The 15,036-nt window shown below is 45.3% G+C and carries 11 protein-coding genes; 10 read left to right on the top strand and 1 reads right to left on the bottom strand.

Translation table 11 applies throughout. The features are described 5' to 3' along the window. Nucleotides 1-15: 15 nt before the first annotated feature. The gene (locus JUB15_RS26055) at nucleotides 16-3,384 is read right to left on the bottom strand and encodes a DNRLRE domain-containing protein (RefSeq protein ID WP_207515596.1); all 3,369 of its coding nucleotides are present in this window, start codon (nucleotides 3,382-3,384) and stop codon (nucleotides 16-18) included. 314 nt (nucleotides 3,385-3,698) lie between these two features. Between JUB15_RS26055 and rfbF the strand changes: the two genes are divergently transcribed. From rfbF to JUB15_RS26005, 10 genes are read left to right on the top strand one after another with little or no spacing between them, the layout of a single operon-like run. Next, on the top strand, nucleotides 3,699-4,478 hold the full coding sequence (gene rfbF, locus JUB15_RS26050) for a glucose-1-phosphate cytidylyltransferase (protein ID WP_207515595.1): 780 nt from the start codon (nucleotides 3,699-3,701) through the stop codon (nucleotides 4,476-4,478). Further along, nucleotides 4,439-5,545 (top strand): CDP-glucose 4,6-dehydratase, encoded by a 1,107-nt coding sequence (gene rfbG, locus JUB15_RS26045; protein WP_242696524.1) that lies wholly within the window; start codon nucleotides 4,439-4,441, stop codon nucleotides 5,543-5,545. The genes rfbF and rfbG overlap by 40 nt, the downstream gene beginning before the upstream one ends. Continuing rightward, entirely contained in the window at nucleotides 5,542-6,087 is a 546-nt protein-coding gene (gene rfbC / locus JUB15_RS26040) for a dTDP-4-dehydrorhamnose 3,5-epimerase (protein ID WP_207515594.1), read from the top strand. Before rfbG ends, rfbC begins: the two co-directional genes overlap by 4 nt. Nucleotide 6,088: 1 nt before the next feature. Continuing rightward, a complete protein-coding gene (locus JUB15_RS26035) occupies nucleotides 6,089-7,315 on the top strand; it encodes a class I SAM-dependent methyltransferase (RefSeq protein WP_207515593.1) in 1,227 nt (408 codons plus the stop codon). Between the two features lie 21 nt (nucleotides 7,316-7,336). Then, on the top strand, nucleotides 7,337-8,194 hold the full coding sequence (locus JUB15_RS26030) for an NAD-dependent epimerase/dehydratase family protein (protein WP_207515592.1): 858 nt from the start codon (nucleotides 7,337-7,339) through the stop codon (nucleotides 8,192-8,194). Beyond that, entirely contained in the window at nucleotides 8,187-8,924 is a 738-nt protein-coding gene (locus JUB15_RS26025) for a cephalosporin hydroxylase family protein (RefSeq protein WP_207515591.1), read from the top strand. The genes JUB15_RS26030 and JUB15_RS26025 overlap by 8 nt, the downstream gene beginning before the upstream one ends. A gap of 7 nt (nucleotides 8,925-8,931) precedes the next feature. Then, nucleotides 8,932-9,903, top strand: a complete 972-nt coding sequence (locus JUB15_RS26020) for a glycosyltransferase (RefSeq protein WP_207515590.1) — start codon at nucleotides 8,932-8,934, stop codon at nucleotides 9,901-9,903. 46 nt (nucleotides 9,904-9,949) lie between these two features. Further along, nucleotides 9,950-10,939: a glycosyltransferase family 2 protein gene (locus JUB15_RS26015; RefSeq protein ID WP_207515589.1), complete on the top strand. Its 990-nt coding sequence runs from the start codon at nucleotides 9,950-9,952 to the stop codon at nucleotides 10,937-10,939. A 22-nt stretch (nucleotides 10,940-10,961) separates the two neighbouring features. Further along, nucleotides 10,962-12,083: a glycosyltransferase family 4 protein gene (locus JUB15_RS26010; protein WP_207515588.1), complete on the top strand. Its 1,122-nt coding sequence runs from the start codon at nucleotides 10,962-10,964 to the stop codon at nucleotides 12,081-12,083. A gap of 40 nt (nucleotides 12,084-12,123) precedes the next feature. Next, nucleotides 12,124-15,024, top strand: coding sequence for a sensor histidine kinase (locus JUB15_RS26005; RefSeq protein WP_207515587.1), 2,901 nt, complete (start codon nucleotides 12,124-12,126; stop codon nucleotides 15,022-15,024). The last annotated feature ends 12 nt before the right edge of the window (nucleotides 15,025-15,036 follow it).

Here is a 15,036-nt window from a genome sequence, read left to right as displayed (position 1 = left end):
TTTATATATGCCTGGTTATAATACCAGTACTTTAAATGTCTGAAGTGTTCCTCCTACCCATATTCTCACATAGTAATGACCGGCAGGAACACTCACCCGGTTGATATAAAAGGTGAGTACGTTCACACCTGCATAGTAGGTAATGGAAGACTTGAGCACCTGTTTCAGGTTACCGCTCAGGTCATGCAGGCTCGCCGAGCCTTTCTGAGCATTGCTGGTATACACCCATGCCAGTAAGGGTCCGGTGGTTGGGTTTGGATATAATTTTACTTCTACTTTGTTGCTGTCTGCGGCTTCGATCTGGTAGCAGATCTCGAGCCGGGGCTTTAACGAATCGGGCGCCTGGCCTGAATTAAAGATAAGGCTGTTATAGTATTGCTCCGCCTGCAAACGCAACAACATACCATGATTTTGTTCGGGCTGTTTCACCCATGTTTGTACGAAATCAGTTACATCAACCACATAGTCCTGAGCGGTTGACGAACTTTGTGGCAGTTGTTTTTGCCGTTCGGTGGTGGTAACTGGCTGGTTGTTCCAGCCGGTGCCGCCTACCGTCCAGGGGGCAGTTACCTGTTGTAACAGGGCGTTGTTACTGCTGCCGTAGGTTGGACTGCCGTACAGGCCATTGATATTATTGCTTTTGGCATACAGGTGCAATTTGGCGCTGGTGATCCTTGTATTGGTGGGCAAACTGCTCAACTCATAACGGAACAGCGATCTGAAATTACAGGTGGGGTAGCCACCGCTATAACAGGTCCAGGCGGCAGCGCCTAGTTCGGGCTGGCTGGTGTCTGCTGCAAAAGGTGCATTGCTATCCAGGAACAACTGTTTGAATTTGCCGCTCATCCTGTCGCCCAGTACAATCAACGATTTGCTGTTGGTGCAGGCAGGTGTGGTAGACGGTGTTCCAAAAACAGTGATCGTTCTGCACCTGGTAGTTACACAACCGCCATCGTATTTGATGGTAACGCAAACATTGTAGTTACCATGCTTGGGATATGTGTGGGTGATGTTATAATTGGTGCTCGATGAAATGTAATTGAAACAGGTATCTTTTCCATCGCCAAAGTTCCAGCAGATCTGTACCGGCTTTTTATTGGCAGAATGCCAGGTGCTGGCAATGAACAGTTTTTTCAGCGGGTTGTTTTCTACGATCGAATCGGTGAAATTACCGCGGCAGCTGTCTGTACCCGTTGCCGGCACTGTATAACAGATCTCGAGCCGGGGCACCAGGGTAGAATCTGTCGCCTGTCCTGAATTAAAGATCATACTGTTGTAATATTCTTCGGCCTGCAAGCGCAGCATCATGCCGAAATTGCTATCGGGTTTATTTACCCATGATTGTACAAAATCGGTTACATCTACTATATAGTTCTGGGCAGTGTTGGTGCTTTGCGGCAGTATTTTCTGACCGGTTGTTGTAACCGCCGGCTGGTTGTTCCAGGCTACGGTAGCATTGTTCCATGGCGATGTTGCTTTTTGCAGCAGGGTGGTATTAGCGGTACCGAAAGTTGGATTGCCATAGTTGCCATTGATGTTATTCGTTTTGGCATACAGGTACAGCCTGGCGCTGGAAACAACTGCATTGGCGGGAATGCTGCTCACATTATACCGCAGCATACTCCTGAAACTGCAGGTTGGGAAGCCGCCGGAGGAACAGGTCCAGGCAGCGGCAACGATCTCATTTTGTGCAGTGTCTGAAGCAGTCGGGTGCCAGGTGCTCATAAGCGCCTGCTGGAATTTACCATCTGCCCGGTTTCCTCTAATGACCAGCATATTATTACAAACAGGGGGAACCGGTGGCGCTACCACTGTGATGGTCCTGCATTTTTCTGCTACACAGCCGCCTTCATACGCGATCTTAACGCATACGGTATACGCGCCTGCTGCTCTGTAATTATGGTCTATTGAATAATTGCCAGTGGTGCCTGGGTTATAACTGAAGCAGGTGTCTGTTCCGTCACCGAAGATCCAGCAAACCTGCACTGGTTTTTTGGTATTGTTATGTGTTGGCACCGCTGTGAACAGGCGGTTAAATGAATTATTTGACCAGATTGAATCAGTAAAGTTCGCTTTACAGCTGTCTGCACCCGGAAGTGAATAGCAGATCTCCAGGCGGGGTCGCAGGGTAGAATCTGTCGCCTGTCCCGAATTAAAGATCATGCTGTTGTAATACTCTTCGGCCTGCAAGCGCAGCATCATGCCGAAATTGCTATCGGGTTTATTTACCCATGATTGTACAAAATCGGTTACATCTACTATATAGTTCTGGGCTGTGCTGGTGCTTTGCGGCAGTATTTTCTGGCCGGTTGTTGTTACCGCCGGCTGGTTGTTCCAGGCTACGGTAGCATTGTTCCACGGCGATGTTGCTTTTTGCAGCAGGGTGGTATTGGCACTACCGAAAGTTGGATTGCCATAGTTGCCATTGATGTTATTCGTTTTGGCATACAGGTACAGCCTGGCGCTGGAAACAACTGCATTGGCGGGAATGCTGCTCACATTATACCGCAGCATACTCCTGAAACTGCAGGTTGGGAAGCCGCCAGAGGAACAGGTCCAGGCAGCGGCAACGATCTCATTTTGTGCAGTGTCTGAAGCAGTCGGGTGCCAGGTGCTCATAAGCGCCTGCTGGAATTTTCCGCTGGAACGGTCGCCGGTTATGACCAATGAATTGTTGCAGGTTGGTGGCGTTGGCGGCAGCTGGTAACAGATCTCGAGCAGGGGCTGCAGCGCAGTATCTGTAGCTTGTCCCGAATTAAAGATCATGCTATTGTAATAGCTTTCGTTTTGCAAACGCAGCAGCATGCCGTAATTGGTGGCGGGCTGGTTTACCCATGATTGCACGAAATCGGTCACATCTACTACATAATTCTGCACAGCACTCGTGCTTTGGGGCAGTGTTTTCTGATTGGTGGCAGTGGCCGCCGGTTGATTCAGCCAGCCGGTGTTGGCTACCGTCCATCCGGAGGTAACTTTTTGCAACAGGGCGGTATTGGCATTTCCGTACATGGGGGTGCCATAATAACCATTGATAGCATTGGTTTTGGCATACAGGTAAAGTTTTGCGCTCGTAATTACTGCATTGGCAGGCACACTGCTCACATCGTACCTGAACAGGCCCCTGAAATTACAGGTATTATAACCGCCTGAAGCACAGGTCCAGGCAGCGGCGACTATTTCCGGCTGCGAAGTGTCAGACTGATAGCTGCCTTTGGAATCGAGCAGTAACTGTTTGAACCTGCCATTGGTGCGGTTGCCCCGGATAGTCATACAATGGGTTGTTTCGGAAGTGCTGTTGATCCTTCCGGAATAAGTTCCCCTGATCTGGGAAAACCCGTCTATGAAAATGTTGGCAAAAAGAATTAAAAGGTAAAATTGTTTCATTTGGTATTAGGGTTAATACAACATTTGGGACCAAGGTATAAAAAAAATGTTGCGGCATTAACTGAAACTAATAACTGTGCTGTTTTAAGGCAAATCCGTGCAGTTTTTGGCTATAGGCGTGAAGCAGGCCAACCGTTGGCGGGCCTGCCATGTATTGTTCCGGCAGGTTCTTCTTTAGGTGCTGTTTTTTGTTTAAGATGTTGATAATAAGCTTAGTGTAAAGTCATTACCGGCCTGTGCCGCATTTTTAAAATTTAAGTGTTTAATTATGCGATATAACTGAAATACAGTTAGTTTTGCAGCAATTTTAAATTATGAAAGTTGTCATATTTGCAGGTGGACTGGGGACCCGCATTGCTGAAGAAACCGATACCCGTCCAAAGCCAATGGTTGAGATTGGGGGAAAACCCATTTTATGGCATATCATGAAAATTTACAGCCATTACGGGTTTGATGACTTTATAATTTGCCTGGGTTATAAAGGGTTTTTGATAAAAGAATATTTCATGCAGTACTATCTGCATAATTCTGACATCACTATTGAATTAGGCAGCAATAAGCTTGACGTACATTATACCAATGTTGAATCATTTAAGGTTACATTGGTCGATACGGGGCTGTCAACCAAAACGGCCGGCCGGTTAAAGCGAATCCAGAAGTATATCGGTAATGAAGATTTTATGCTCACCTATGGCGACGGGGTTTCGGATATTAACCTGCCCGAATTGGTGAAATTTCATAAATCGCATGGCAAGATCGCTACCGTTACAGCCATTCAACCGGAAGCCCGGTTTGGGGGTATGGAAATCGGTAACAGCGGCATTGTTGATGCATTCAAGGAAAAACCAAAAGGCGATGGCAAATGGATCAATGGTGGTTTTTTTGTGCTTCGTCCTGAGGTATTCAATTATCTGAACGGGGATATGGATAATACCATGTGGGAAGACGATCCCATGGAACAGTTGTCGAAAGATAAGCAGTTGATGGCTTATAAACACTACGGTTTCTGGAAATGTATGGATGCCATGCGTGACAAGCTGGAACTGGAGTCTCTATGGCAAAACAATCAGGCAAAATGGAAAATCTGGCAATAGGACAACAATTATCTGCATACTATAAGAATAAGAAGGTTTTTGTTACCGGACACACCGGGTTTAAGGGCAGCTGGTTAACAGCTACCCTTTATTCATTAGGCGCCACAGTAAAAGGGTACGCGCTGGCTCCTGATTACGAGAACGGACTATTTGATCTGCTTCTGCCACATAAGACCGGTGAGAGCGTCATTGCTGATATCAGGGATAAAAACAAGCTGATAGCGGAGCTGATTAGTTTTCAGCCCGACTACGTTTTTCACCTCGCCGCCCAGCCGCTGGTGAGGCGTTCTTATGAGATCCCGGCCGAAACTTTTGATGTGAATGTAACAGGTACCGCCAATTTACTGGAAGGGATAACCCAGCTTCCGGGAAAATGCACGGTCGTGGTGATCACTACGGATAAAGTGTATGAGAACAAGGAAAAGGATATATTATATACTGAGCAGGATGTTTTAGGTGGGTATGATCCGTATAGCGCCAGTAAGGCCTGTGCCGAACTGGTAGTGAACTCTTTCAGGAATTCGTTTTTCAATACTGCGCATTACAACCGCCACCAAAAGGCGATTGCCAGTGTGCGGGCAGGGAATGTGATCGGTGGTGGTGATTATAGCCGCGACCGTATTGTGCCTGATATTGTGCGTTCGCTGCAGCAGGGAAGAACAATTGCTGTACGGAATCCCCGCGCTGTGCGCCCCTGGCAGCATGTGCTGGAACCGATAGGTGGCTATTTACTATTAGGTGGATTATTAAACGGGGCGCCGTTGCAATTTTCCAAAGCCTATAACTTCGGACCGCTGGCTGATGATCACCTTACGGTGCAGGAGCTGGTACAAAAAGCTATTGATTCATGGGGGAGCGGTTCCTGGGAAGATGTATCGGACCCAACCCAGGTGCATGAAGCCGGGTTGTTGAAACTAGACATTACACGTTCAATGAAAGAATTGGGTTGGCAGCCTCAATGGGATGCCTCCAGGGCCATTCAGCAAGCGATAGCCTGGTATAAGCAGGCGACGGATCAACAGGCCGGATTTACGTTTCAGCAAATCAAAGTTTACTTTGGCCTATGAAATTTACGCCTACGTCATTAGCCGGCAGTTTTGTGGTGGAGCTGGAGCCTTTCAGTGACGACCGCGGATGGTTTGCCCGTTTCTATTGTGAAAAGGAGTTTGAGCAGATGGGGCATATAAAAAAATGGGTTCAACTGAACCATTCAACTACCTATAAAAAAGGATCGATACGGGGCATGCATTATCAGTTGCCACCTTTTCGTGAAATAAAAATGGTACGTTGTATAGCAGGTGCTGTATTTGACGTTATTGTTGACATCAGAAAGGATTCGGCAACTTTTTTGCAATGGTTCGGAACTGAATTGTCAGCTGCCAACAAAAGAATGCTATATATACCCGAAGGGTTTGCGCATGGCTTTCAATGCCTGACCGATAATTGTGAACTGATCTATCATCATTCTGAATTTTATACGCCTAACGCAGAAGGCGGGATCCGTTATGATGATCCGATGGTAAAAATAAACTGGCCCCTGCCCGCGGGTGTATTATCGGCAAGAGATGCCGGACACCCGTACCTTACTGATGATTTTAAAGGAATTTAATATGCAATGCAGATTTTGTAAAACCGAACTGAAGCATGTTTTTATTGACCTGGTTAATTCACCGGCTTCCAATTCTTTCTTAAGCCGGGAGCAACTGAATGAACCGGAAACGTTTTTTCCATTAAAAGTATTTACCTGTCATAAATGCTTCCTGGTTCAGGTTGATGAATACCAAAAATCCGACGCTATTTTCAATAGTGATTACGTATATTTTTCATCCTATTCCACTACCTGGCTCAACCATGCACGGGAATATACCAACAAGATGGTGGCGCGTTTTGGCTTCAATTCCAATTCACAGGTAATAGAAATTGCCTCGAACGATGGTTATCTGCTACAGTATTTTCATCAGCAACAGATCCCGGTATTGGGCATAGAACCTACGGCCAATACGGCGAAAGTGGCCATGGAAAAAGGGATTAAGTCCATTGTTGATTTTTTTGGTGTACGGCTGGCTACTGAACTTCGGCAGAAAAATATTCAGGCAGATCTGTTACTGGGTAATAATGTACTGGCCCATGTGCCCGATATTGTGGATTTTGTGAAAGGGCTGAAGCTGGCGTTGAAACCGCAGGGCGTTATCACTATGGAGTTTCCTCACCTGATGCAACTGGTAGAAAATAACCAGTTCGATACAATTTATCATGAACATTTTTCATATCTGTCGTTCAGTACGGTAGAAAGGATATTTGCTGCACAGGGCCTGGAAATATTTGACGTGGAAGAGCTACCTACTCATGGCGGTTCTTTGCGGATATATGGTAAACACACAGAAGATACCAGTAATGCCATCGGTAAAGCCGTGGAGCAATTGTTGCAAAAGGAAGAGAGCAAAGGCATGAACACCCTTGCTTATTACGATAACTTTCAGCAAAAAGCATTGAAGGTTAAACTCGATCTCACTGAGCTGCTGGTTAAATTAAAGCGCGAGCAGGCAACTGTGGCGGCCTATGGTGCTGCCGCAAAAGGCAACACGCTGTTGAATTATTGTGGCATTAAAAGTGATCTTATTGATTTTGTAGTGGATGCCAATCCGCACAAGCAGGGAAAATGGTTGCCCGCCAGCCATATTCCGGTAGTGAATGAAGCACATTTAAAACAAACAAAACCTCAGTATGTAATCATATTGCCCTGGAACCTGAAAGACGAGATCACCAGGCAACTGGCTTATATAAAGGAATGGGGTGGTCGGTTCATTATACCCATTCCGAAAGTAGAAATAGTATAAGGTCTGTCTGAAAACAATTCTATGAAAAAAGTATTGGTGACTGGAGCTACCGGGTTTATCGGAAATTATGTGGTGCAGGAATTGCTGCAGCAGCAATTTGCAGTAATTGCCAGTTCGGCCAATGAGCAGAAAGCCAGCACTTTTTCATGGTACCCCTGGGTACAGTATATACCTTTTCAACTGGAAGCAACAGATACTTCCGTTGATTATTACCGGTACTTCAATGAGCCGGATATTATGATACATCTGGCCTGGGAAGGGTTACCGAATTATAAATCCTCTTTTCATACTGATATTAATTTACCTCGCCATTTTACTTTTCTGCAAAACATGGTACAACATGGCCTTACCAACTTGGCTGTTACCGGAACCTGTTTTGAATATGGAATGCAGGAGGGCTGTTTACGGGAAGATATGGAGGTATTTCCCGATAATCCTTATGCCCGGGCAAAGCATTTACTTCAGGTGCAATTACAACAGCTACAACAGCAATATCCGTTCATGCTTAAATGGATACGCCTTTTTTATATGTATGGAAAGGGGCAAAATCCGAAATCCTTACTTTCGCAACTGGACGCGGCCCTGGCTGCCCATGAGCCGGTGTTCAACATGAGTGGGGGGGAACAGGTACGTGACTATTTGCCGGTTGAAAAGGTGGCGGAATACATAGTAAAGATCGCTTTGCAGAACCAGGTTAACGGTATCATAAATTGTTGTAGCGGACAACCTGTTACCATTAAAGATTTTGTAAACGATTACCTGGCGCAAAAAAAACAAAGCATTACGCTTAATCTCGGTTACTATCCGTACCCCGATTATGAGCCGATGCGTTTTTGGGGTGATAATACCAAATTAAAAAACATTTTGACTAATGAATAACCCGATCAAAGCGTTTATTGATGAACGAATACAGCGTATTAACGGTAATGGCAAAAACGTTTCCCTGCAACAGGCAGCCGAGGCATTTAATATAGAATCGAACAAGGCGCAATACTCGTATAACTTTTCCTGGATGGGGCGTCCGATCATTCAATATCCCCAGGATATGATAGCCATGCAGGAGATCATCTGGGAACTGAAACCCGATCTCATCATTGAAACCGGTATTGCCCATGGCGGATCGTTGATCTACTATGCTTCCTTATTGGAGTTGATCGGAAAGGGCGAGGTATTGGGTATCGATATTGATATCCGTGAGCACAATCGCCGGGAAATTGAAGCGCACCCCATGTTCAAGCGCATTAAAATGATCCAGGGCTCATCTATTGACCCAAACCTGGTTGAGCAGGTAAAAACAGTAGTAAAAGGAAAGCAAACTGTGCTCGTAAGTCTTGATTCCAATCACACACAAGACCACGTGTTGAAAGAGTTGCAGTTCTATGCACCCTTTGTTACGCCGGGATCTTACATAGTGGTGTTTGATACAATTGTAGAAGATCTGCCCGAAGGCTATTTCAAAGAAAAACGTCCCTGGGGTATTGGAGATAATCCCAAAACCGCTGTGTACGAATTTTTAAAGAATAATGATCAGTTTGAAATTGATACCGCCATTAATAATAAACTGTTGATAAGTGTAGCGCCAGATGGGTATTTAAAGAAAATTAAATGATCAATGTATGGTTGATCCGAAAGTAAGCTTTTGTATTTCTACTTATAACCGGCCGGTTCTTTTAAAAAAGCAATTGCAGTTACTGGCTACCCAAACTTATGCTCAGTTTGAAGTGGTGGTTTCTGATAATGATCCCACTAAAAGCGCAGAAAGTGTTGTAACAGGCATGAATGACCCCAGGTTCAGGTATTTCGCCAACGATACCAACCTGGGCATGGTTAAAAGTTTTAATAAAAGTATTGAACGGTCGAAAGGGGAGTATGTGATCATGGTTACCGATGACGATCCGGTAATACCCACAATGATAGAGGAGATGTTAGCTGTAGCAACCGCTTATCCTTCCTATCCTGTGTATTGTGGTTGTAACAGACCGGGTAAAGAAGCCGGTGCCATAGAAACCTTTGGCCCTGACGATTTTTTGTTTCAGCTTTTACACCCGGTATTGACACCGCATTTTCTTTGGTCAAGTTGTTTACTAAAAAGAGAAATTGCTTATAAGGTCGGGGGAATGCCAGACTTCGGCAGCCCGCATTTAGCCGACCACGCCCTGTTGGCGCTCTGCAGTGAATTTGGCGGTGGCGTTTTTATTAATAAAGTGTTCAGCAATTTGTATGCACATGATAGTAACTTTTCAAAAAGCAACTTCGAATTATACTATATAGGTTGTAAAGAATTTTATCGGCTTATTACTGAAAAGTTCAAACAAAATGTATATCAGAAAAATGGGGTGGATGCATTAATGAAACATTTGGGCGGATGGTTTATTGCAAATTCATTTGCCCTGCGAAAGTACTTTACTTATAATAATAAGAATAGCCGGTTTGTTGAAGATGTGGCCAAAAATTCAGCCAAGATCCTGGAGCTGCCATTTATGCAGCGTTTTTATCCCAGGTATGTATTCAAACTCATTATTTTTTACTTTAAATTCCCATACAACAGTTGGGTAAGGGCGTTTAGATCTGAAAAAAAATATATTTGAACCTTGTTTCCGTTATTCCAGTGAACTGCACCCATAATATTAAAGTATGCCCAAATACAGCATCATACTACCAGTTCGTAACGGCGGTGAATATGTGAAGGAATGCGTTCAAAGCATTTTACGACAGATTTATACGGATTTTAACCTTATCGTGCTCGATAACAACAGCACCGACGGAACTGTTGAATGGATAAGCGCGCTGAATGATAACAGGATCATTGTTTACCGTTCAGACAGACCACTGTCTATTGAAGAGAACTGGGGCCGGATAAAGGACATTCCCAAAAACGAATTCATGACCATGATCGGTCATGATGATCTGCTGTATCCGCATTACCTGCAGGAAATGGATGCGTTGATCGCCCGCCATCCGAAGGCCACCTTATACCAGACACATTTTACTTACATAAACGAAACCGGGGCACTGGTAAGGCCGTGTTTGCCTATGGACGAAGTGCAATACGGTCATGAGTTCCTTGCCTTTCAGTTTACCAAATTACTGGAAAGCACGGGTACCGGATATTTGATGCGCTCCCGTGATTTTGATGCGGCAGGCGGGATGCCCGTGGATTATCCCAACCTGCTTTTTGCCGATTACAGCCTTTGGGTGCACCTGGCCAGCATGGGTTACAAAGCCACGTCATTCAGGGAATGTTTTTCTTACCGGCTTCACCAGAGCACTTCCCGGGTAACGAATGGCATGGTGTACCAGCAGGCCTTTAGCCGGTATGTACAGTTTTTAAAAGAGATGATGCAAAAAGACCAGCGCATAAAAGAAGTGGTAACCAGGTATGGCCATCAATTTCTTTTATACAATTGTGAAACGCTGTCGCACCGGTTGTTGAAAACACCTGTAAATAAACGCAGCCTGAAAGTGGGGGATTGGGTAGCGAAGTGTGAGACCTTTGCTGCCGACCTTATACCCGGCCAGGCCTTCCGGCCCCGCGATGTATTCAGGATCCGTATTGCGATACAACTGGATCAATCGGCTTTTGGAAGAGGCTTTTTCAAAATGGTTAAGAAAGTGATCCGTTGATGGATCGATCAAATTCTGCTGAATGAAAATTGTTGTGAACACTCGGGTGTTTCGTAAAGGTCAGATGGATGGTATTGGCTGGTTCGCCTACAATACGTTGCTGCATATCGTGCGGCAAAATCCGCAGATCCAGTTTCATTTTTTATTCGATTCGGGCATCCATAACGAGTTTGTATTTGCCGACAATATTATTCCCCACAACCTGTTTCCGCCTGCCAAACATGCAGTATTGAATGTGATGTGGTTCGAATGGAGTGTGCGCCGGCTGTTGAAAAAAATAGATCCCGACCTGTTTTATTCGCCGGATGGTATTTTATGCCTGGGCTGGCACGGGAAACAGTACGGGGTCGTTCATGATATCAATTTCCATCATATTCCTGAAGACCTGAAATGGACGAACAGGAATTATTATAATTATTTCTTTCCGAAATATATTGAAAGAGCAGCCCGGCTGGGTACTGTTTCAGAATACAGTAAAAAAGACATTGTAACTACCTATAAAACCAACCCCGATAAAATTGATGTAGTATACAATGGCATCAATTCTTTTTATGAACCGGTAGACGAGGCAGTTAAAAAAAGTGTAAGAGAAAAGTACACCGGAGGAAGCGAGTATTTCCTGTTCGTGGGCACACTGCATCCCCGGAAGAATATTATCCGTCTCATGCAGGCATTTGAGCTGTTCAAGAATAATACAGGTTCGCCAATGAAACTGCTGCTGGTGGGCAGGGAAATGTTCAAGACCGATGAAATGCATGCCTGTAAAACGAACATGCAGCATGGGCAGGATGTGATCTTTACAGGCCGGCTGCCGGCGGAAGAGCTGAAGAACGTATTTGGCGCTGCTTTTTGTTTGTCATTCGTGCCTTACTTTGAAGGATTCGGCATTCCGTTGATCGAGGCCATGCAATGTGATGTGCCTGTTATAACTTCCAATGTAACGTCGATGCCTGAAGTGGCCGGCGATGCGGCCTTACTGGTAGACCCCTATAACGTAACCGACATTGCACATGCCATGGAAACCATGGTAAGGGACGCTACCGTAAGGCAGGCGCTTATTCAAAAAGGGCGGGTACGAAAAGGGGCTTTTTCGTGGGAGCGAACAGCGAACCTGTTATGGGCCAGCATCAACCAGGTCTTATAATTCCGGCAATCAATCTGTTATTCTCTGTTAACCAGCCTATATGCGCAACCTTATTGTACTGGCTTTTCTGTTCTGCTTACCTGGATGGGCATTTGGCCAGGAGTACAGCTATACCCACTATGATACGAAGGAGGGCCTGGCCGGATCCACGGTCTTTTGCATGGCCCAGGACAAGGATGGGTTTATATGGTTTGGAACCGAAACCGGATTAAGCCGTTTTGACGGCACCCATTTCAAGAACTTTACCCGGGAGGACGGCCTTCCCGATAATGATATCATTCAATTGTTTCCCGATTCAAAAGGCCGGGTGTGGTTGTCGCCCTTCCAAAAATCCGTCTGCTATTATTATAAAGGTAAATTTTACAACAGTGAAAACGATTCGCTGCTGAAAAAAATACAGATCCAGGAAAACATCTTACGGTTTGCCGAAGATCCCGACGGCAATGTGCTGTTACAGGAAATGTCGAGGTTACATTTAGTGAAAACGAACGGCGAGGTAATCACCATTGTGAAAAATGGTGACAAACCGCTGGGTTATTTAACGTTGATCAGTGGCCGCCCGGCCGGCGGCTTCTGGGTTATGCTGGATGATAAATTCTATATTTTAAAAGATGGTCGGCTTACGCTTTGGAAAACGGTTGAATACCAGGTGAAACATTATAATTATGCGGCGGGCAGAGGTGCCTTATTGTTGTGGCGAAACGCTCCCGAAGAGTTGTCGGTTATATCAACGCCCGAGCATAAGAAAACAAAGTTTCATTTGTTAACGGGGAACGACCAGTATATGAATGTTTCTGCGGTCGATAATCAAAACATCGCCGCCTGTACGCTGGACGGCGCCTGGGTTTGGTCTGTGAACAATCCCGACAGTGTTCAGCATTACCTGCCCGATATCGGGGTGTTGAACATGTTAAAGGATTCGGAAGGCAACTGGTGGTTCAGTACCCTCGGAAAAGGCGTTTACCGGCTGAATTCAGCCGTTACATTGAACCTGGACTTTTCTTCAAAAGACCGCCAGAATTTCCTGGTATTGTCTATTCTAAAGTATAAAGACTGGATCCTGGCAGGTAGTACATTGAATAGTATTTACCGTTTCAAGCTGCATGGCGACAAAATGGAAAACCAGAAGGTCTTTAAGCATGCCAGTCCCAATTCAAGGATGATCGTGACCACCACGGGCGATAACACGGTGATCATAGGATCTAAAAATTACCTGGCAAAACTGTCGCCTGACCTTACGCATTTGACATCCCTTCTAAGGGATGTATCTGTCAAGGATTTCTGTTTGCACCGGAATACGTTATTGGTAGCCTCTGAAAAATGCGTTTTATCCATTGACCAGCAAACACTGAAAGTGATGGATACGCTATGGCATTCCCGGGCCACCTGTGTTTATTCGGATAATGATACTATTTATTTAGGCACCCAGAACGGCTTATACCGTCTTGATCCTGATAAAAAGGCACATTACATGGGATCCCTGTTAAAAGAATTTCAGGGCCGCATAGCCGCCGTTCGGGAAGATGTAAATCATGTATTGTGGGTAGCCACTTCAGGCGATGGTTTGATAGCCTGGAAGGACGGTAAGCTTATTAAACGCATTTCCAGCAGCAGTGGATTGACGAGCAGCATCTGCCGCACCCTTTTTTTAGACAAAGGAAATTTGTGGGTAGGCACCAATATGGGATTGAATAAAGTGAACGTATTATGGCCAGGCTTTCCTATTGAAAAATTTACCACCAACGACGGACTGCTCTCTGATGTCATCAATACGGTCTTTGTATATAACAATAAAGTATTCGTTGGCAGCCCGGGAGGCATCTCTTTCTTCGACGAAGAGAAGATGTTGCGACAGTCGCGATGTGATCTGCGTTTTACCGGCATTACCATTGAAGGGGAAACCTTTGATGCCAGCAATGCCCCGGCAGTGATCCCTCATGAGAAGAACAATATCCGGTTCAATTTCGTAGGTATTTCCTATAAATCGAACGGCGATATCCGTTACCGGTACCGGTTGGTGGGATTGGATAGCGCGTGGCATGAAACGCGGGAAACTTTTTTAAATTATCCCACGCTGCCTTCGGGTGATTATATGCTGCAACTGGAGGCCATCAACAAATTCGATGTACACAGCAAGATCCTGGCCATCCGTTTTACGATCGATAAATTGTGGTATGAAGAGATCTGGTTCAAGCTGTTGATGGGTGCGTTATTCCTGGCCATCACCGGACTGATAGTGGTGTTGATCGTTCGCCGGGTAAGAAAGCGGGAGCAGGAAAAAACGGCTACGAATAAACGGATAAACGAACTGGAACAGCTGTCGCGTAAGGCGCAGATGAATCCGCATTTTATTTTTAACAGCCTGAACTCGATACAGCATTATGTAATGGACGCCGACGTGGCCGGGGCTAATAAATTCATTTCGGGATTTTCACGGCTCATCAGGCAAACGCTTGACTTTTCCTCGCGGCCCGAGATCAGCCTGGAAGAAGAACTGGATTACCTCACCAACTACCTGGAACTGGAAAAAACGAGGCTGGAAGATGCTTTTTCCTACAAGGTGGTCATAGCAGATGCGGTGGACCCCGCAGACCATTATATTCCACCGATGATATTGCAACCGTTTGTGGAGAACAGCGTGCGGCACGGATTGCGTTTTCGCCGTGACAAAAACGGTATGGTGACGATAACCGTTAAACGGGATAAGGACCACCTGGTTTGCATCCTCGAAGACAATGGCGTGGGCAGAAAAGCAGCAATGCAGTACAAAAGCATTTCTCCTATTAATTATCAAAGTAAGGGTTTATCATTAACCGCAGACCGAATCGATATGTTCAACCTTGAACATGAGCAAAAGATAACGATGCATATCGATGATCTGGAGGACGAATTTCACAATTCCCTGGGTACCAGGGTGACAATAAGTTTCCCAGTTAATTAATATATTCTTTTT

Origin of the sequence: Longitalea luteola (assembly GCF_017356035.1) — a bacterium.
In the GTDB taxonomy this organism is placed as follows: Bacteria; Bacteroidota; Bacteroidia; order Chitinophagales; family Chitinophagaceae; genus Niastella; species Niastella luteola.
This window is presented reverse-complemented; position numbering and strand designations above follow the sequence as displayed.

Bases quoted from the DNA above. Each gene is read 5' to 3' on its own strand.
- JUB15_RS26030 (WP_207515592.1), top strand. From the start codon at position 7,337: ATGAAAAAAGTATTGGTGACTGGAGCTACCGGGTTTATCGGAAATTAT.
- rfbC (WP_207515594.1), top strand. From the start codon at position 5,542: ATGAAATTTACGCCTACGTCATTAGCCGGCAGTTTTGTGGTGGAGCTG.
- JUB15_RS26005 (WP_207515587.1), top strand. From the start codon at position 12,124: ATGCGCAACCTTATTGTACTGGCTTTTCTGTTCTGCTTACCTGGATGG.
- JUB15_RS26025 (WP_207515591.1), top strand. From the start codon at position 8,187: ATGAATAACCCGATCAAAGCGTTTATTGATGAACGAATACAGCGTATT.
- JUB15_RS26020 (WP_207515590.1), top strand. From the start codon at position 8,932: ATGGTTGATCCGAAAGTAAGCTTTTGTATTTCTACTTATAACCGGCCG.
- JUB15_RS26055 (WP_207515596.1), bottom strand. From the start codon at position 3,384: ATGAAACAATTTTACCTTTTAATTCTTTTTGCCAACATTTTCATAGAC.
- JUB15_RS26010 (WP_207515588.1), top strand. From the start codon at position 10,962: ATGAAAATTGTTGTGAACACTCGGGTGTTTCGTAAAGGTCAGATGGAT.
- JUB15_RS26035 (WP_207515593.1), top strand. From the start codon at position 6,089: ATGCAATGCAGATTTTGTAAAACCGAACTGAAGCATGTTTTTATTGAC.
- JUB15_RS26015 (WP_207515589.1), top strand. From the start codon at position 9,950: ATGCCCAAATACAGCATCATACTACCAGTTCGTAACGGCGGTGAATAT.
- rfbF (WP_207515595.1), top strand. From the start codon at position 3,699: ATGAAAGTTGTCATATTTGCAGGTGGACTGGGGACCCGCATTGCTGAA.
- rfbG (WP_242696524.1), top strand. From the start codon at position 4,439: ATGGCAAAACAATCAGGCAAAATGGAAAATCTGGCAATAGGACAACAA.